20 protein-coding genes and 1 tRNA gene are annotated in these 18,026 nt (G+C 45.9%); 15 read left to right on the plus strand and 6 right to left on the minus strand.

The features are described 5' to 3' along the window. Positions 1–81: 81 nt before the first annotated feature. Complete coding sequence (locus tag LAJLEIBI_RS00630; protein ID WP_006444499.1) at positions 82–447, minus strand: winged helix-turn-helix transcriptional regulator; 366 nt, start codon at positions 445–447, stop codon at positions 82–84. 392 nt (positions 448–839) lie between these two features. After that, a tRNA-Ala gene (locus LAJLEIBI_RS00635) sits at positions 840–912 on the minus strand. A gap of 154 nt (positions 913–1,066) precedes the next feature. Between LAJLEIBI_RS00635 and LAJLEIBI_RS00640 the strand changes: the two genes are divergently transcribed. The 5 genes from LAJLEIBI_RS00640 (at position 1,067) to LAJLEIBI_RS00660 (ending at position 6,713) form a co-directional block, all read left to right on the plus strand. After that, positions 1,067–1,657, plus strand: a complete 591-nt coding sequence (locus LAJLEIBI_RS00640; RefSeq protein WP_040435820.1) for a TetR/AcrR family transcriptional regulator — start codon at positions 1,067–1,069, stop codon at positions 1,655–1,657. A 62-nt stretch (positions 1,658–1,719) separates the two neighbouring features. Continuing rightward, entirely contained in the window at positions 1,720–2,328 is a 609-nt protein-coding gene (locus tag LAJLEIBI_RS00645; RefSeq protein WP_006444497.1) for a GNAT family N-acetyltransferase, read from the plus strand. A 240-nt stretch (positions 2,329–2,568) separates the two neighbouring features. Beyond that, the gene (locus LAJLEIBI_RS00650) at positions 2,569–3,270 is read left to right on the plus strand and encodes an ABC transporter ATP-binding protein (protein WP_006444496.1); all 702 of its coding nucleotides are present in this window, start codon (positions 2,569–2,571) and stop codon (positions 3,268–3,270) included. After that, positions 3,270–5,555, plus strand: coding sequence for an ABC transporter permease (locus LAJLEIBI_RS00655; protein ID WP_040435819.1), 2,286 nt, complete (start codon positions 3,270–3,272; stop codon positions 5,553–5,555). The genes LAJLEIBI_RS00650 and LAJLEIBI_RS00655 overlap by 1 nt, the downstream gene beginning before the upstream one ends. A gap of 309 nt (positions 5,556–5,864) precedes the next feature. Beyond that, positions 5,865–6,713, plus strand: coding sequence for an Rpn family recombination-promoting nuclease/putative transposase (locus tag LAJLEIBI_RS00660; RefSeq protein WP_040435818.1), 849 nt, complete (start codon positions 5,865–5,867; stop codon positions 6,711–6,713). A 107-nt stretch (positions 6,714–6,820) separates the two neighbouring features. Here LAJLEIBI_RS00660 and LAJLEIBI_RS00665 read toward each other — a convergent pair whose 3' ends face one another. Together LAJLEIBI_RS00665 and LAJLEIBI_RS00670 are read right to left on the minus strand one after the other, a co-directional pair. Further along, the gene (locus LAJLEIBI_RS00665; RefSeq protein WP_006444493.1) at positions 6,821–7,741 is read right to left on the minus strand and encodes a DMT family transporter; all 921 of its coding nucleotides are present in this window, start codon (positions 7,739–7,741) and stop codon (positions 6,821–6,823) included. 5 nt (positions 7,742–7,746) lie between these two features. Then, on the minus strand, positions 7,747–8,634 hold the full coding sequence (locus tag LAJLEIBI_RS00670; protein WP_006444492.1) for an AraC family transcriptional regulator: 888 nt from the start codon (positions 8,632–8,634) through the stop codon (positions 7,747–7,749). A gap of 118 nt (positions 8,635–8,752) precedes the next feature. On the opposite strand from LAJLEIBI_RS00670, the gene LAJLEIBI_RS00675 reads away from it, so the two are divergent. Genes LAJLEIBI_RS00675 through recQ form a run of 3 tightly spaced genes read left to right on the plus strand, consistent with a single transcriptional unit; the run spans position 8,753 to position 11,955 of the window. After that, on the plus strand, positions 8,753–9,436 hold the full coding sequence (locus tag LAJLEIBI_RS00675; protein WP_147570543.1) for a TIGR00266 family protein: 684 nt from the start codon (positions 8,753–8,755) through the stop codon (positions 9,434–9,436). Between the two features lie 42 nt (positions 9,437–9,478). Then, the gene (locus LAJLEIBI_RS19440) at positions 9,479–10,096 is read left to right on the plus strand and encodes a sugar O-acetyltransferase (RefSeq protein ID WP_006444490.1); all 618 of its coding nucleotides are present in this window, start codon (positions 9,479–9,481) and stop codon (positions 10,094–10,096) included. Positions 10,097–10,119: 23 nt separating this feature from the next. Continuing rightward, complete coding sequence (recQ, locus tag LAJLEIBI_RS00685) at positions 10,120–11,955, plus strand: DNA helicase RecQ (protein WP_006444489.1); 1,836 nt, start codon at positions 10,120–10,122, stop codon at positions 11,953–11,955. Positions 11,956–11,986: 31 nt separating this feature from the next. Here the strand turns inward: recQ and LAJLEIBI_RS00690 are convergent, their stop codons facing one another. Next, positions 11,987–12,745, minus strand: coding sequence for a GNAT family N-acetyltransferase (locus LAJLEIBI_RS00690; RefSeq protein WP_040435816.1), 759 nt, complete (start codon positions 12,743–12,745; stop codon positions 11,987–11,989). Positions 12,746–12,934: 189 nt separating this feature from the next. Between LAJLEIBI_RS00690 and LAJLEIBI_RS00695 the strand changes: the two genes are divergently transcribed. From LAJLEIBI_RS00695 to LAJLEIBI_RS00720, 6 genes are all read left to right on the plus strand, one after another. Beyond that, positions 12,935–13,633, plus strand: coding sequence for a LytR/AlgR family response regulator transcription factor (locus LAJLEIBI_RS00695; RefSeq protein ID WP_006444487.1), 699 nt, complete (start codon positions 12,935–12,937; stop codon positions 13,631–13,633). 58 nt (positions 13,634–13,691) lie between these two features. Beyond that, entirely contained in the window at positions 13,692–15,017 is a 1,326-nt protein-coding gene (locus LAJLEIBI_RS00700) for a sensor histidine kinase (RefSeq protein WP_242654928.1), read from the plus strand. A gap of 46 nt (positions 15,018–15,063) precedes the next feature. Further along, complete coding sequence (locus LAJLEIBI_RS00705; protein WP_006444485.1) at positions 15,064–15,480, plus strand: DUF3887 domain-containing protein; 417 nt, start codon at positions 15,064–15,066, stop codon at positions 15,478–15,480. Positions 15,481–15,647: 167 nt separating this feature from the next. Then, the gene (locus LAJLEIBI_RS00710; protein WP_006444484.1) at positions 15,648–15,845 is read left to right on the plus strand and encodes a hypothetical protein; all 198 of its coding nucleotides are present in this window, start codon (positions 15,648–15,650) and stop codon (positions 15,843–15,845) included. Positions 15,846–15,868: 23 nt separating this feature from the next. Continuing rightward, positions 15,869–16,300 carry a GNAT family N-acetyltransferase gene (locus LAJLEIBI_RS00715; protein ID WP_147570542.1) on the plus strand — a complete coding sequence of 144 codons (432 nt, stop codon included), beginning with the start codon at positions 15,869–15,871 and terminating at the stop codon, positions 16,298–16,300. 23 nt (positions 16,301–16,323) lie between these two features. Beyond that, entirely contained in the window at positions 16,324–17,022 is a 699-nt protein-coding gene (locus LAJLEIBI_RS00720; RefSeq protein WP_006444482.1) for a DNA alkylation repair protein, read from the plus strand. Between the two features lie 55 nt (positions 17,023–17,077). Here LAJLEIBI_RS00720 and LAJLEIBI_RS00725 read toward each other — a convergent pair whose 3' ends face one another. Further along, a complete protein-coding gene (locus tag LAJLEIBI_RS00725; protein WP_006444481.1) occupies positions 17,078–17,320 on the minus strand; it encodes a hypothetical protein in 243 nt (80 codons plus the stop codon). A 210-nt stretch (positions 17,321–17,530) separates the two neighbouring features. Between LAJLEIBI_RS00725 and LAJLEIBI_RS00730 the strand changes: the two genes are divergently transcribed. After that, complete coding sequence (locus LAJLEIBI_RS00730; protein WP_006444480.1) at positions 17,531–17,998, plus strand: HAD family hydrolase; 468 nt, start codon at positions 17,531–17,533, stop codon at positions 17,996–17,998. Positions 17,999–18,026: the final 28 nt, after the last annotated feature.

Below are 18,026 nucleotides of genomic sequence, written 5' to 3' on the forward strand. Positions count from 1 at the left end.
ATACCTCCACATGGTTTCTGTTCAATTACATAATAACCACATGGAGGCAAATAGTAAATTACCCACTTTTTTGTAAGTATCTTATTCGGGAACAACGCCTTTTTCGATCAGCACATTTTCTTTACCTTGTTTTTTTAGGTATTCAATACCGATATGCTGCATGATCGTTAAGGCCTTTAGCAGCTCACGGCCTTGTCCTTCCGTTAGAGAATATTCCACATGGAGAGGATAACCCTCAAACGATTTCTTTCCGACAAAACCATAATCTATCAGCTCTTTGAGCTGTTCCAGGAGCATTTTCTGTGTAATGCCATCAATGTCTTTTTCCAGTTTTGAAAGAGAGGTTGCGCCTAATCGCAATCTCCACAAAATGATTGGTTTCCACTTGCCCTTAATCATATCGTGAACCAGTTCCAGAGGGCAGGTAAATTCCTCACGCATTTTCATTCATAACACCTCGCATTTTTGAACTTGGCAAGTCTTGACAAGCTTTGCCATTGAAATATGCCCTCCTTTGCCCATATTGGCCATAAGGTTTTTGTTTCATGGTGTTGTCCTGACTTCCAGCTGGAACGTCGGTAAACCGGTCCCATCATTTTATATTTTCGACCATTATACCGCTCTGTTTGATAAAATACAATTCTCTATTGCGGTAATAGGCCTAAAACTGCGGTATACACAACTGTTTGAATGTTGTTTTCTCACCTTTTTGCCATTTCTCAGACATTAACGTATATAGAACATATTTTAATATCAACAGAAAATATATTCTATATACGTAAAATCCGCAACCCCTTGATACTAAAGGGATTGCGGATTCTTAACGTTTTTTCACGACATGGAGTATACGGGATTCGAACCCGTGGCCTCAACAATGCGAATGTTGCGCGCTCCCAACTGCGCTAATACCCCATACCGACAGTATACCACCAGTGGTTAAAAAAGAAAAGTAATGAATTAAATTTCTTCTAAAATGAACAGTGGTTAAGTATTGATTTTTATACATCCTGTATTATTGAAAAAGATGTGGAAAGCATTTAAGATGTGTCTATACGGAGGTAGTAAAATGCAGACGAAGAAAGAAAGCATCGGAGAAGAGATACTCAAAGCGGCACAGAAAGAATTTCTGCTTCATGGGTATGAAGCTGCTTCTATGCGTGTGATCGCCAGAAAAGCCAATACAACACTCGGAAATATATATCATTATTATCCGAGTAAGGAGTCCATCCTTTCGGAGATACTAAAAGAACCTCTGGAAAAGCTTGCGAAAGTTACGGAAGGACATCTTGAGCAGCAGGATAAAGTATATTCAATGGAGGAACTGCTGGATGCGCTGAAAAATATGAATGATTTAATGGATTATGAAGAATTTCAGTGTCTGCTGGATGAAAGACTGCTGATTTTATTTGACTTAAGAACGACACAGTTTGTTGAGAAACGGGAGGAGTTTGTAAAAAAGTTTAAGAGCCATATGGCATGGCATCTCGGATTAAAAGACAGCGATTCTCCCTATATCGACATACTAACGTCAACATTTATCTTATGTATCCGTCACGTATTGCTTGAGCACAAAGACTCCGAAGATGCACAGAAGGAATTTATCAAAGTTTTTAAAATGCTATGTACGGGACTGGCAGTCAATGAAGAGAAACTTTGATTGCAGCCGTGTGCAGTTTCGTGTAAAATAAATAATATAAAAATAGATGGGGGTAATTGTCCATGATATTTCGTCTGGAAGAACAGATCGATCATAATGATGTGGAACAACTGACAAGGGAGGCATTCTGGAACGTTTATCAGCCGGGATGCTGTGAGCATCTTGTACTTCATAAACTGAGAGAAAGTGAAGCCTTCATAAGAGAACTGGATTTTGTGGCGGCAGAAGACGGTAAAATCGTTGCAAATATTGTGTACAGCAGAATGTATAAGGACGGCAGGATGTGCAGCAGTATTGCTGCCTTTGGTCCGGTCAGTGTGCACCCCGATCATCAGGGGAAGGGGATCGGCGGGAAAATAATCACCTATACATTACAGAAAGCAAAGGAAACAGGGATCAAGGCGGTGATGATAACAGGCAGCCCGCAATATTACTGCAGATTTGGTTTTGTCCCTGCCAGTAAATATGATATTTATCTGCCCGGGGCAGACCGGGATAAAGAGAATGAATTTTTTATGGTAAATGAGTTGGAGGAAGGATATCTGAAAGCATGTGCAGGTACCTATGACTTTGATAAAAGTTTCATGGTTAAGGAAGACGAGGTGGATGCGTTTGACAAAAAGTTTGTGCCAAAGGTGAAAAGAGAAGCCAGAGAGAGCGATATATTGTAAGCAGTCCGGACTGTCTTCATGCGAGAAGGCAGTCTTTTTTATATTAAAATATTCGGGAAGGACAAAGGTATAACTTAGCATTCATCTTTAAAGTGAACGAATGTTAAGTTCTGATTTTTATACGGCAGGCGCTATTGAAAAGGCTTCTGAAAGCAGATAATATAAGAGCCACGAGATGGGCAAAAAAATGAGGTCCTGTTTGGTGATCCGGTATTACGTACAGCAGAAGGAGGCAGAAAAATGAGTATCGTGGCATTAGAAAAAGTAAGCAGAATATATGAGAGCGGGGGACAGAAGCTATATGCTCTTAATAAAGTGTCCTTTACGGTAGAAGAGGGAGAGTTTACTGTCATACTTGGTCCAAGCGGCGCAGGAAAAAGTACACTTCTTAATATTCTCGGCGGAATAGACCGGGCAGATGAAGGAGAAGTAAAGATCGCAGGCAGAGATATTTCTGAGATGAATGAAAAAGAGTTGTCCACATATAGAGCAGAAAAAATAGGATTTGTGTTCCAGTTCTACAACCTGATTCCGACCTTGACTGTCCGGGAAAATGTGGCGCTTATGAAAGAACTGAAAAAGGATGCTGTACCTGCGGATGAGGCGCTGGAAAAAGTAGGGCTCAGAGGACATGGGCGGAAGTTTCCGGAGCAGCTCTCAGGTGGAGAACAGCAGAGGGTGTCCATTGCCAGGGCGCTCGCAAAGAATCCCGATCTGCTGCTTTGCGATGAACCGACAGGGGCTTTGGACAGTGAGACCGGCTGTATGGTGCTGTCAGAACTTAGACGGCTGTGCAGGGAAGAAGGACGCACAACACTTATCGTCACCCATAACGCGAATCTTGCCAAAGCTGCAGACCGGTTAGTGAGGGTGAAAAACGGGCAGATAGTCGAGAACCGGGTAAATGAACATCCTGTCAGTATAGAAGAGGTGGAATGGTAATGTTGACAAAAAAGATGCTGAGGGATATACACAGAAATAAAGTTCAGTTTATGGCCATTTTTCTCATGATGTTTGTCGGCTGTTTCCTTTTTTCCGGAATTACCGGTGAATGGAGAGGCCTGGAAGAACATTTTCAAACTTATATAGATGAGCAGAATATGGCAGATATGTGGACGTATGGTGATCTGACCGGCAGAGACATTGATAAAATCAGAAATGATGTCCGGATTAACGAAGCAGAAGGCAGGATGGTACTTCCGATGGTTCCGGCAGGAAATAAAGAATCCACGTTACAATGTTATATGGCGCAGAGCAGCCATATTTCAAAGCTCTATGTAAAGAAAGGGATTGCTTACGACAGCAGTAAAAAAGGAATCTGGCTGGACGCCCTGTACGCCCGGGAAAATAGCTATAAGGTGGGCGGGCAGATCGAGCTGGACTACAAAGACATGGAAATCAAAGGGGAGATCCTTGGTCTCGTCTATAGTCCGGAATATATATACGGGGCATCCGAAGGCGAAATGATGCCGGAGCATAAGAACACGGGGTTTGCCTGGATAAGTCCGAAGCTGCTGCCCGCAGGAGTCCCGCTTCATTATAATGAGGCGGCGGTAATAACTGCAGGTGTTCAGAGAAAACAGATCATACAGGATATACTCGGGGAAAAGGAAGTCAAGACAATTGTAAGGGCAGAACATCCTGCAATATCCATGGTGAAAGATGAGATAAAACAGCATCAGACGATAGGAACGGCTTTCTCGGCGGCCTTTCTTCTGATCGCAGTGATGATCGTCATGACGACCATGCACCGGATGCTGAAAAACGAGAAGATGCAGATAGGGATATTGAAGGCATTAGGCTTCACTAAAAAGAAACTGATCCTCCATTATCTGTCTCACAATGCATTTATCTGCCTTACCGGAGCGCTGGGCGGGTTTATATGTGGCTACCGGTTCCTTCCGGGACTTATCTACAAGTTTATGCGGCAAATGTATGTGATCCCGGTATGGGGAGGATATCTTCCGCCTGTTTATTACCTGCTTCCGCTGGGCTGTACAGTATTCTGTGTGCTTATCAGTTTCTTTATATGCAGGAGGTATTTGAAGCCAAATGCCGCGGACATTCTATATACAGATATGCCTTTTGCAGGCGGAAAGCAGTTCCCCGGGACAATGGAACTGCTCGGATTTGCGGGCAGATGGAACCTCAGGGATATTGCCAGAAACAGACTGAGAAGCTTTATGAGCCTGTGCGGTGTCCTTGGCTGTACGGCACTTCTGTTCTGTGCTTTTGCGCTCTACGATACGTTTGTGAATCTGTCTGACTGGACATTTACCAAACAGCAGAATTATGAATGCAAGATAACAGATCTGCCGGAAGAAAAAGGACAGAAAGAACTGCTTGCAATGACAGACGGGGAATATTTGATGGAGAGCAGCGCGTCCATTCTTACCGGCGGCACATCCGGGGAAGGTGCAGACAGGGAAAGAGGGAAAAAAGGGGAGAAAGAAGTTGCTCTTACAGTATCTGAGAGTACAAGATATTTAAAGCTGGCGGAGAATCTGGATACATTTACTGCCGTGGACGGGGGCGTGGCGCTGTCAAAAAAGACGGCAGACAGTCTCGGAATCAGGAAAGGCGGCTTCCTCACATGGAAACCGGCGGGAGGCACATCGTATATATGCTCTGAGGTAAAGGCCATTGTCCGGACACCGCTCAGCCAGGGAATCATCATGCAAAGGTCAGATTATGAGGCTGCGGGACAGGTATATAAGCCGACTGCTGTTATTGGAAAAGAACCTGCAAATGGATTTGGAACATATGAGGAGCAATGCAGTATATCTCATCAGAGAGAGTTGGTCGAGGGTGTGGATTCCATGATGGATGGAATGGTTATGATGATAATGCTGCTTGTGCTTGGAGCCGTAATTCTTGGAAGCGTTATGCTTTACAATCTTGGCATTTTGTCATATATGGAGCGTTACCGGGAATTTGCGACTATGAAAGTGCTCGGATTTGCAGATAAAAAGATTCGGAAGATCATGATCCAACAGAACGTATGGCTTTCGGCGCTGGGAATCCTGCTTGGGATGCCTGCGGGATACGGCCTGCTGTATTACCTGTTGTCCACTATCCCTGAATCCATGGATGTACCTGTGTTTATAAGGACTGCATCGTGGCTCCTGAGCGCTGCGGGGACGCTTGCATTATCTTTTGTGGTCAGCAGGGTCGTATCGAGGAAGATACCACGTATTAACATGGTAGAAGCACTGAAGCAAATGTAGAACGGCAGAGAAAGAATAGAAGTGTACGAGCAGCCTGCGTTTCTATACTTTCTCTTTTGCGCTGTACACTGTCATATTTTGAATTCACGTAATAAAATTATGATACTACTTGAACAGATCACTGTGTTGTGGTACCATATGAGCACAAATCAAACATTCTGAAGTTCTGATTTCATTAGCGGCAGTTCGCCGTACGTATCCGATGCTTGTGTCAAATCTAAATATGAAGGAGGGATGCCTGTGTGCGTTGTTCTTGCGCTTTTTGTCTGTTAACTGCCGGTGATCTATGATAAAATAAAGGAGAATCATATGAACAAAAGACAACAACTGATACCATTAAATAACTTAAATCTTACGGACCGATTTCTGTTTGAGGAAGTGATGGAAGATCCGCTGACGCACAGGGAGGCGCTGAGCATTATCTTTGGCAGAGAGATTCCGCTTCTGGATCAAAATGAGGCGGAAAAAGAACTGAGGATCTCGCCGGAGGCCCGCTCCATCCGGATGGATGTCTTTTCTATGGATGTAGAAAAGACAGTTTATAACACAGAGATGCAGAAGCAGCGCAGGGCAGACCTGTCTAAGAGGAGCAGGTACTACCAGTCGCTGGTCGATATCTCCCTGCTGGAACCTGGGGTTCCGGATTACAGTGCGTTGAATGAGTCATATATTATTATGATAACACCCTTTGATCTGTTTGGCTTCGGAAAATATCGTTACACCTTTCGTCCCGTGTGTGTGGAGGAGCCTAAGTGCGTCCTTGAAGACGGAGCGACACGGATATTTCTGAATACCCGGGGGAAGAATGAGGACGAAGTTCCGGCGGAGCTCGTACAGTTTCTGTACTATGTGGAGCATACGACGGACGAGGCGGCTGAGCAGACAGGAAGTGAGCGGATAAAGCGTATTCATGACCGGGTCCGGAAGGTAAGAAACAGTGAGGAAGTCGGGGTGAAATATATGCAGGCTTGGGAAGAAAAATACTATGAAAAAGAAGAGGCAAGAAAGGAAGGACTAGAGCAAGGAGCAAAAAAACAATTGATAGAGTTGATCAAAAAGAAACTTGAAAAGGGAAAATCCGTCGAAGAGATCGCTGATGCCCTTGAAGAAAGTACAGACAAAATAGAGGAACTTATAAAAGAAATGGAACTGGAATAAATGAAACATACGGAGGAGGAACAGGTGGCTGGCATGGATGTGCAAGATTGAACTTTACATCTGCCACCTGTCCTGCGCCGGTCGGATTATTTACCGTTTTGCTGACGCTACTTGTTAATTGTATAACAGGGACTCTTTCTTTTATATTCCCATTTATGCTCTGATATCCAAAGGCCTGCCAGAGTCAGCAGCATACCAATGCAGGCTTTTAAAGTGATCTGCTCCTTCAGGATGAGTACGGAGGCTGTCACGGTGATGACAGGAACAAGATAGATATAGACGCTCGTTTTCACTGCGCCGAGGATGCGAACGGCAGCGTTCCATGTCACAAAGCATAGCGCTGAGGCGCCAAGGCCAAGGAAGAGTATGTTTCCGAGATTGACCGGGACGAGCAGTGCTTTCATGTCAGGACGGAAGCCGGAGAAGAACATGACAGGCACCATGAACATGATGCCGTAGAAAAAAACTCTTCTTGTAGTTTCAATTGTAGAGTATCCGTAACCAGAGATCTTTTTCGTCAGCACAGAGTAACAGGCCCAGATAAAAGCGGCCAGCAGCGCGAGGAGATCCCCGGTCGGATTCAGGCTCGCCCCGCCGTCTGAAAAGCTGATCAGGCAGATCCCGGCCATGGCAGCTATGAATCCGAGAAAGAAGGGGAGGCCGAGCTGTTCCTTTTCCCTGGAGACAAGTTTCGTAAGTATTGCTGTGAAGAAAGGGGCTGTTGAGATGATAACGCCCACATTGGATGCCTGGGTAAACGTCAAGGATATATTCTCCAGAAGGTAATAGAGACAGATGCCGCACAGGCCTGCAAGGAGAAAGATTCCTTCCTGTTTTCGGCCCCTTAACGGCATAAATTTCGGGCGTACGCACCACAGTGCGGCATAGCCGATCAAAAACCGGATAAACAAGATCTCAATTGGTGTAAAGCTTTTCAGGAGCACCTTTGTAGAAATGAAGGTCGTGCCCCAGATAAATATAGTTATAAAGGCGGCCAGATGGCCTCGTGATACATTCTTTTCTGTCATGTCAGTTACGGTTCCTCTCTCTCATCATGGTCTGTTCCCGTAAGCACTGCTTCAGGCGAAGCGGCGTGTCTGGAATCTGTAAATATTCTTTGATACTGTTTGGGCGTAAGCCCGGTGAAATCCCGGAAAAAATTTGTGAAATGACTCTGATCGGAAAATCCTGCCATATCGGATGCATCGATGGGCGGGACACCTTGTTCCAGAAACTTTTTAGCCCGTCCAAGGCGGACGGTCTGCAGGTAACGGTAAGGGGAGACACCTACCTGGCGTGTAAATGAGCGTATAAGGTAGGATTTTCCAAAGCTTGTCATGGTGAGCAGGTCGTCCAGAGTGATATTTTCGGAGAAATGTTCATCCATATAGCTGCACAGCATCTGTACCTGAGGGTTGGGCTGGATAAGCTCTGCCTCGTCAAAAGGAGCTGCGTAGTCTTCCAGCACCTGGTGGAGAAGGAAGAAAAAAGCTTCCTCCCGCTCCATACGGGGCCCTCCTTTCAGGATGGCGTCATACAGTCTTCCGAGTGACTGGGTGATGTCGCTTTGATACACAACATTCTGCGTAAAATGGGGAATAAAATTTTTCCCTGTTATTTCCGACGCTGCCTTCTCCATCACATCCGGAGGAATATTGACAGCCCGGTAATCGAGAATCTCACCGCCAAGCGGTGCACAGTAATGATTGTCATGGGGATTGAAAAGAATAAGATCCCCCGCTGTCAGGTCATACTCCTGCGCTTTGCACCAGAGGTGCCGGCTGCCGCCCTCCACAAAACCGATCACATAGAATTCATGAAAATGGTTGGGGAATTTCTGGACGATGCCGCTTAAATTGTATGCTTCTATCTTTAGATCACGGTCGTAGTATACGTGCCGCTGTTCCTGTTCTTTTGGCATTATAAAGTCTCCTCCGCAGATAATATTTTACGATGATGTTATTTTAACACATCTTCGGAAAGAATTCTTGAATGATGTGACACTTATGTTATACTTGGTAAAAAAGGAGGATGCGAATATGAAATACGAAATACAGGGAGAGACGCTGCCGGTAGTTATCTGCCAGCTAGAGGCCGGAGAAAAAATGATCACAGAAGGCGGCGGTATGGCCTGGATGTCCCCGAACATGTTAATGGAAACAACGACCAACGGCGGTATCGGGAAAGCGTTCGGCCGGATGTTTTCCGGGGAGCGCATGTTCCAGAATATTTATACGGCGCAGGGCGGAGAGGGTATGATCGCATTTGCGTCAAGCTTTCCCGGATCCGTGGAAGCATTTCAGGTGGGGCCCGGACAGGAAATGATACTGCAGAAAAGTGCGTTTCTGGCAGGGGAGGCTAGTGTGGAGCTGTCCGTATTTTTTAATAAAAAGTTCAGTTCAGGGCTGTTCGGAGGAGAAGGTTTTATTATGCAGAAGGCGGGTGGGTACGGTACGGTCTTTGCCGAGTTCGACGGCCATGTGATAAAATACGAACTTCAGCCCGGACAACAGATCGTGGTAGATACAGGCCACCTGGCGGCAATGTCGGCGACGTGCAGTATGGAGATTAAGACTGTGCCGGGGGTAAAGAATATGCTGTTCGGAGGAGAGGGGATATTTAATACCATCATCACAGGTCCGGGCAAGGTGTGGCTTCAGACGATGCCTATCAGCAATGTGGCCGGTGTGTTAAGGCCGTACTTACCGTCTTCAGGTTCATAGAAGGAAGAGAGACAATACATAAAACAGAGATGGAGGGCGAATATGACAGAGAAAGAATTGATGTTGTCGGGACAATTATATATTGCAAAGGACGAGGAACTTACAGAAGAATTTATGCGTGCGAAAAGACTCACAAGACTGTTTAATAATACGACGGAGGAAGAGGCGGAGTACCGCGCACAGCTGCTGAAGGAGCTGTTTGGAAAGACGGGGGAGAATCTGTACATTGAGCCTTCGTTCCGCTGTGATTACGGCAAAAACATCTCAATAGGCGACAATTTCTATGCGAATTATGACTGTATCATTGTAGATGTGTGCAGTGTGAGTATCGGTGACAATGTATTCTGGGGACCGCGGGTGTGCGTATATACCGCAGGCCATCCTATTGACGCCGGAATCCGCAATACGCAGCTGGAATTTGGCAGCAAGGTGTCCATAGGAAACAATGTGTGGATCGGCGGCAGCACAGTCATCAATCCGGGCGTAAGTATCGGTGACAATGTGGTGATAGGTTCCGGCGCCGTCGTGACAAAAGATATCCCGTCAGGGGTGATAGCCGCAGGGTGCCCGTGCAAGGTGCTGCGTGAGATCAATGAAGACGATAAGAGGTACTGGGAAGAGCAGGCAAAGAAATACAGAGAGAATAAAAGGACAGAATAGTCAGAGGGTTTTGTGATACGATAATGGATAAATACGAAGTTTTAAAACAATATTTCGGATACGATGAGTTCAGGGACGGGCAGAATGTACTGATCGACAGTATACTTGAGGGCAGGGACACGCTGGGCATCATGCCGACCGGGGCGGGCAAGTCTCTCTGCTACCAGATACCCGCGCTGCTTATGGGCGGTATTACGATCGTGGTCTCGCCGCTTATATCGCTTATGAAAGACCAGGTAGAGGCATTGAATCAGGCCGGCGTGCATGCCGCGTACCTGAACAGCTCTCTTACGGTGAATCAGTATTATACTGCGCTGCGCTATGCAAAGGAAGGCCGCTATCCGATCATCTATGTGGCCCCGGAGCGGCTGGATACCGGTGAATTCCTCGACTTTGCAATGCACACGGATATTTCCATGGTAGCGGTAGATGAGGCGCACTGTGTGTCGCAGTGGGGGCAGGACTTCAGGCCGAGTTACCTGAAGATCGTTACGTTTATAGAGAAACTGCCGAAACGGCCCGTAGTGAGTGCGTTTACTGCAACCGCAACGGCGGAGGTCAGAGCGGACATCGCAGATATACTGAGGCTCCGGGAGCCGCTTGTCACGACCACAGGTTTTGACCGTCCGAATCTGTACTTTGCGGTGCAGTCGCCGAAAGATAAATTTGCCGCGCTGTTAAACTATGTAGAGCGGCATAAAGGAGAGAGCGGCATCATTTACTGTCTGACCCGGAAATATGTGGAAGATGTGTGTGCAAGGCTGCAGGCTGAAGGGTTTTCCGTCACAAGGTATCATGCAGGTCTCGGCGACGGGGAACGGAAGTCAAACCAGGAAGACTTTATTTATGACCGGGCAGATATTATGGTGGCCACCAATGCTTTTGGCATGGGAATAGACAAATCCAACGTAAGATATGTCGTGCACTATAATATGCCCAAAAATATGGAGAGCTATTATCAGGAGGCCGGCAGAGCAGGAAGAGACGGAGAAGCTTCCGAATGCATACTTTTGTACGGCGGACAGGATGTAGTGACCAATCAGCTGTTTATAGACAATAACAGGGAGAATGACGAGCTGGATGAATTTACGGCAGAGGTTGTGAAGGAAAGAGACCGGGAGCGGCTGAGAAAGATGACATTCTATTGCTTTACAAATGAATGTCTGCGGGATTATATCCTTCGTTATTTTGGGGAATACGGGGAAAATTACTGCGGAAACTGCAGCAACTGTCTGTCACAGTTCGAGACTGTAGATGTCACAGAGAGCGCGGCCGCTGTCGTTAACTGTGTATCCGCGTGCCGTCAGCGTTACGGCATCAATGTTATACTGGACACGGTACACGGCGCTAATACGGCAAAAATACGCCAGTACAGGATGGATGAAAATCCGCAGTACGGTGTGCTGGCAAAAGTGCCCCTTTACCGTCTGAGGCAGATCATCAATCATCTGCTGCTGAAAGAATATCTGATGCTGACGACAGATGGCTACAGTATTGTGAAGCTGACTGAAAAATCCAGACAGATCACATGCGGGGAAGAACAGATCACGATGAAAATGCCTAAAGAGGCAGAGAAAGAAACGAAAAAGCACAAAGAGACAAAGGGCAAAAAGAAAAAAACAGCAGGTCTTTCTGCGGCTGACGAGCCTATGTTTGAGAAATTGAGGGAGCTCAGGATGGAGATCGCAAGAGAAGAAAAAGTGCCCCCGTATCTCGTATTTTCCGATAAGACACTCGTCCACATGTGTGTGGAAAAACCGGCAGACAGGGCAGGCATGCTGTCTGTGTCCGGAGTAGGTGAGTATAAGTATGAAAAGTACGGCGAGCGGTTCCTGGAGGAGATCCAAAAGCTCTGCTGAACCGCAGCGCGTACTGTCTGTTATCTGAACGTTATAATCCGTGTGCCTGCAGAAATTTTTCAAATTTCTTTTCACTGAATATTTCATTTGTTACAAACTGACCGTTGTAATAGAAACTATATGTTGTAAAAGGAGACGGTGCGTTCTGCGCCTGGGCGGCTGTCTCTAATTTGCGGACCGATACAGAGGTTCCGTGCTGTTCGGCAATGGAGCTGAGAAGCGGAGCGTATTTGGCCGTATGGGGACATTGGTTCGTGTAGTACAGTACCATTCCCTGCTCGTCTATCTTCCCTGACCTGGCGCATTCTTTAAACCGGGGCAGAGGCGCGCTGTCGGTAAATGGAAGATAATAGAGGACGAAAAAAGGGCTGGCGGTGTCTGCGGCAGTAAATCCCTTATATTTCATATAGTCCGGGTCTGGCAGAAAGCTTCTCTTTTTTTCGGAAGAGATTATCGTGATACCGCATTTTCCTTTTTTCTTTGCATCCTCAATGCACTGCTCCAGAAGCTGGTTGGCATATCCTTTGCCCTTATACTGTCCGGATATCCAGAAACAGTTGATGTGCATATAACCGGGCGCGTCGATCGGATACCAGGCATTTTCGGCAGGCATGTATTCGATGAACACTTTTCCCCTCACATCTGCTTTCAAAAACACAAGCCCGTCCTTCAGACAGCCCTGCATCCATTCTTTTTTTGAGGAAACGCAGTTTTCTCCTTTTTTGTTTGTGATACAGCAGCAGATATGTTCTTTCTCAATATTAGTGTCATCTACTTTTATAAAATCCATTTTATGATCTCCTTTTTTATCCCATTTTATCATATGTAATCTGACAACAGTATGTCAGGTTTCGAGACGCAACAAAACAACAAGGAGCTGTAACTTAAGCACGCAATTCTGTATTTGAAGACATTCATATTGTCGGTGTAACTATTTTTCTATATAATTTAGACAGGAAGAAAAGAGAGGGCTGAACAAATGTACCGTGTTGCGATATGTGACGATGATTTCAATATACGCAGGCTTATCCAAAGAGCAGTAGAAAATTCCGGAACAGAGTGCGGAATAAGTGAGTTCGCCGGCGGTATGGAACTGCTTGACGGGTATACGGGCTATGATGTGCTGTTTCTGGATATTGACATGCCCGGAATGGACGGACTGGAGACAGCATCCAGAATCAGAAAGTCGGATCGGAGTGTCAGGATCATATATGTCACGGGGTATGAAGATTATATGAGGCAGTCTTTTAATGTCCATCCGTTTTCCTTTCTTCTGAAGCCTGTCAGCGAAGAGGACATCAGAAGACAGTTTTCCGAGGCGTGTGCCTACGGGCGGGAGAGAGAACAGAAGCGGACTCTTCACTTTGCGGCCTTTGGCGGTACCATTGAGACGGACGTATATGATATATATTATATGGAATATGTAAGCCGGAAGATACGCATGGTGACACAAAGCGGAGAGTATATCCTGAAGGGGAAGATAAGCGAACTGGCCAGGCGGATGGAAGGGTATGGATTTGCGGCGCCGCATAAAAGCTTTACCGTGAACCTTTATCACGTAAAATCTATCAAAGGGTATGATATTTATATGGTCAACGGTGATATCATACCGCTGTCACAAAAGCGCTCCACGCAGTTCCGGGGAAAACTTGGCAGACTGCAGGCGGAATATATATGACACATACTCTGATATAAACAGCAAAATATTATGACAGGAGGTGGCGCAGGTGGGCTTTATGGAGTCGGCTGCATGCAATATCATTCTGGCTGTGTCAGAAACCGTGTCCGTCACAGTCTGTACGTGGTATTTTACAAGTCATACAAAGGGGAATATCAATAAGCCGGCAAGAAGCAGAGCGCTGGCGTTTCTCGGGTTCTGGGCGGGATATACCGGGCTGGCTTACGGCTTTCGATCTACAGCATATGCGAATGTTCCTGCGATTGTATTCATGATCGCCGCGACTATGCTCATCGGACATAATATGTATAATGACCGGCGCATGTATTTGTTTTATTATTTTCTCTACCCGGTCACGTTTGTCCTCATGCAGTTGTTTATCATTTACCTCGTACTCGGATTCATTGTGTCACAGTGGGGACTGCCGGGTTTTGATCTCTATTCGGCCAACATAGCGCTTATCATCAAGCAGCCGGCCGCCCTGCTTTTGACAGGAGTCTGGACGGCGCTGCTGAACCGCAGACAATTTGAAGATGTGACTGGTTTTCAGTTTGCGGGGCTTTTTCTCCCTCCGCTTATCAGTGCGTTCATTATCGCCTCCTTCTTTGTCCTCGGTAACGTGTATATACAATTGTACGGCGTATTCTTAATCATTGTGGATATCTGCTGCCTTGTGTTCATGAATCTCTATATACTGTATTTATTTTCTTACCAGTCCAGGAACCGGAAGCTCAGGGAAGAACTGAGGCTGTTCCAGAGGCAGAGTGAGATGCAGTACCGCTATTATGAAAGGATCGAGCAGAAGTACGAGTCGTCGAGGAAGCTTATCCATGATATGCGCAATCATCTCCAGTCAATAGAGGCACTCTACCATATGAATGAAAGTGAAGCGGGCAATGCATACGCAAAGGATATGCACAAAATGCTGGACCGTTTCGGACAGCGGCTGTATACAGACTGCCATATGCTGAACATTATTCTAAATGACAAAGCAGAGACCGCACGGCAGAGGAACATTGACATGGAGGTCAGGATAGGTGCAGTGGAGCTTCATCATATGAAGGATATGGATGTAACGACGGTGTTTGCCAATCTTCTGGACAATGCGCTGGAAGCGGCGGAGCAGTTCGGGGGGAGGAAATACATATCCGTGAAGGCGGATGCCTTTCGTGACTTTAATGTTGTGAAAATATGTAATTCATACGATCCAGAACAGAACGGCAAAAGGAACAGGGGCGATTCGGGACATAGGGGGCTCGGACTTGGCAATGTAAAACAGACGCTTAAGCGTTACGGAGGGGGGATGGACATTGAGGAAGGAGACAGTGTGTTTACGGTAAGTATCACGATTCCACGTCCGGAAGCTGCGGCGGGGAAGGAATGAAAGCAGCATTGAGAACAGATAGTAAAAAGACAGAGGAGGAAATGAGATGAAGAAATTTTTTGCGGCATTAGGTGTGTTGCTGCTGGTGGGCGGTATTACAGGCTGCTCCAGGAGTCAGGAGCTGCCGGATGATTTCGATGAAAATGAAGTGAAAAAGGCTGCGGAAGAGGTCATCGATCTGGTAAATGCAGGAGAGTATGAGAAACTGACGGAAGAAAAATGGAATGCCCAGCTCAAAACAGCACTTCCGGCAGAGAAAATGTCAGAAGAGATCCAGCCTGTCATAGAAGAACTAGGTGCGTTTCAGAGCTTTGAAAATGAGGCGGTGGCCGGGGGAGAGGATAAGGATACGGAGCAGGAGTTTGCAGTGGTCGTAGTGAAGGCGAAGTATGAGGAACGAAAAGTCCAGTTTACGATTTCATTTGATAAAAATATGAAAACAGCGGGATTTTTTATTAAATAGCGGGAGATGAGAAAGAATCCAAAGTTCGCGTATACGTAAAGGCCGTCATGTGCAGGAGTCTGGTTTTAACCAGACTCTTTGTTTGATTATACATTTGTACGTCATTTTGCTATAATAGGAATTAAGACACAACTGCAGCAATAAAGAGAGAAGGAAGGGAATAGGGAATGAAAGAAAAAAGCGGTATCATTATTCTGAGCATTGTGACATTTATATTCAGCGCTCTGGCGGCAAGTATAGGCTTTGGACTGCTGGGAGACTCCGGACTTAGTTTTACACTTCGGGTGCTGTGCGGGTTTTGCTTTATCGTAACGCCACTGTTGGTCATACAGCTTATTATCGCATTATTCAGGAAAAGAAAATGACAGCAGAGCATACAATACGGAAAATGAAGGCAGAAGATTTAGATGTGGTAATGGAAATCTGGCTGGATACCAATATGAGGGCTCACAATTTTATTTCACAAAGTTACTGGGAGGATAATGTCCAGTCTGTGAGGGATATGATATCAAAGGCAGAAGTATACGTATGGGAAGAAGACATCGGCGGAGCGATCAGGGGCTTTATAGGGCTTTGCGGAAATGATGTGGGAGGTATCTTTGTGAGCAGCACCGCGCAGTCCGCAGGGATCGGCAGTGCGCTCATGGCGCATGTCAAGAAGATAAGGCAGTCGCTGACGCTGACTGTCTATGAGAAGAATAAGAGGGCGGTCCGCTTTTACGAGCACGAGAGGTTCCGAATAAAGTCAGAAACTGTCGATGAAAATACGAAGGAAAAAGAGTTTATCATGGTATGGAAAGCTCAGGGCCAAACGGATTGAGACAGAGAAAGCAGGATAGAACGATGGATAACAAAGAAATCAGAAAAATTCTGGAGAAGATGGCAGAACCAGAATTTCAAAAATTTGCAAGTTCTCTCATACCAGAGATGCCCGCGGAGCATCTCATCGGCGTCCGCCTGCCTAAGCTTCGCAGACTGGCAAAACAGCTGGCAAAAGAAGACTGGCGCGGCTATCTTCGGACGGCTTTAGATGAAAGCTTTGAAGAGATCATGCTTCAGGGAATGGTCATCGGTTATGCCAAAGCCGATATCCAGGAAATCAAAGCGTGGACAGACCATTTTCTGCCAAAGATAGATAACTGGTCTGTATGTGACAGCTTCTGCGCCGGCCTTAAGGTAACAAAAGAATACCCGGAGGAAATGTGGGACTACATTCAGGGATACCTTACGTCAGAGCGGACGTACGATATCCGCTTTGCTGTAGTGATGCTCATAAATTATTATATTGACGATACACATATCGAACAGGCGCTCCGGTCCATAGAAAAGATACAGAACGGATCATATTATGTAAAGATGGCCGCAGCCTGGGCCGTGTCCATGTACTATGTATATGATTCTTCCCGCACAGAGGCATTTCTGAGCGATACGGTTTTGGATGATTTTACATATAATAAGGCACTTCAGAAGATATGCGAATCAAGACAGGTGTCAAGAGAAACAAAAGAAAAAATTCGGGCCATGAGGAGGAAATTTCCATAGGGGTCAGACCCCTGCGTTGAAAGGGGTCTGACCCCTATGGAAATTTCGGAAAAAGTCAGTTAATTTGATCCATTTTTTTCAGAGTCTGGATCAATTCAATATCCTCCGGCATCAGTTTTATATTTGAAGTATAATTCTGCCCGCCGGGTGCGGCCACGGTGATCTCTATGACAGTTCCCTCCAGAAGTGCATTCTCAGAAACTGCATTCAAAAACAATGGGAATTTCGGATGTCTCGTTTTAAATTTTCCTATTTGATTTTTCATCTGCTGAAGCAGAGCGAGTGAATTTAAATTCATAATTGATACCTCCGGTTCATACCAGCTTTATGCTGGTTTTTCTTACATTTGCCATAGTATAATATAGCGGATTTCATTGAAAGTGTCAAAGCACATACGTGCCGCAAAATAAAGTTGTCCAGATAATGAAAATGTATTGGATTTAAACAGGAAATACTGTAAAATGTTAGGAAAACGGTTGATTATGACATAACATAAGGAGGTAAAACAATGAAGATAGATATTCCCGATTACAAAATATTGGATCTGAAATATCTGGTGCTTGATTACAATGGAACGATCGCGGTGGACGGAAAGATTCCCCAGGGGGTGCGGGAACAGCTGAAAGCTTTATCAAAAGAGCTGGAGGTCTATGTACTGACGGCCGATACTTATGGAAGCGCCATGGAAGAGTGCGAAGGCCTGCCCGTAAAGATAGAGACCTTTCCATCCGGCAACGCGATGGCAGCAAAGGACGCCATCGTGGAATCTCTGGGAAGAGAGAACTGTGCCTGCATGGGAAACGGAAGAAATGACCAGCTCATGTGCAGGATGGCTGCTTTGTCCATCGCAGTGATGGATTCGGAAGGAATGTGCGGCAAGCTGATCAGAGAGGTGGATGTATGTGTCCGCTCCATTGAAGAAGGACTTGAACTGATGCTGAACCACAAGCGGCTCATCGCAACACTGCGGGGATAATACAGAACTTTATTGCGCATCCGAACAC

The sequence above is a fragment of the [Clostridium] hylemonae DSM 15053 genome (genome assembly GCF_008281175.1).
GTDB classification, from domain to species: domain Bacteria; phylum Bacillota; class Clostridia; order Lachnospirales; family Lachnospiraceae; genus Extibacter; species Extibacter hylemonae.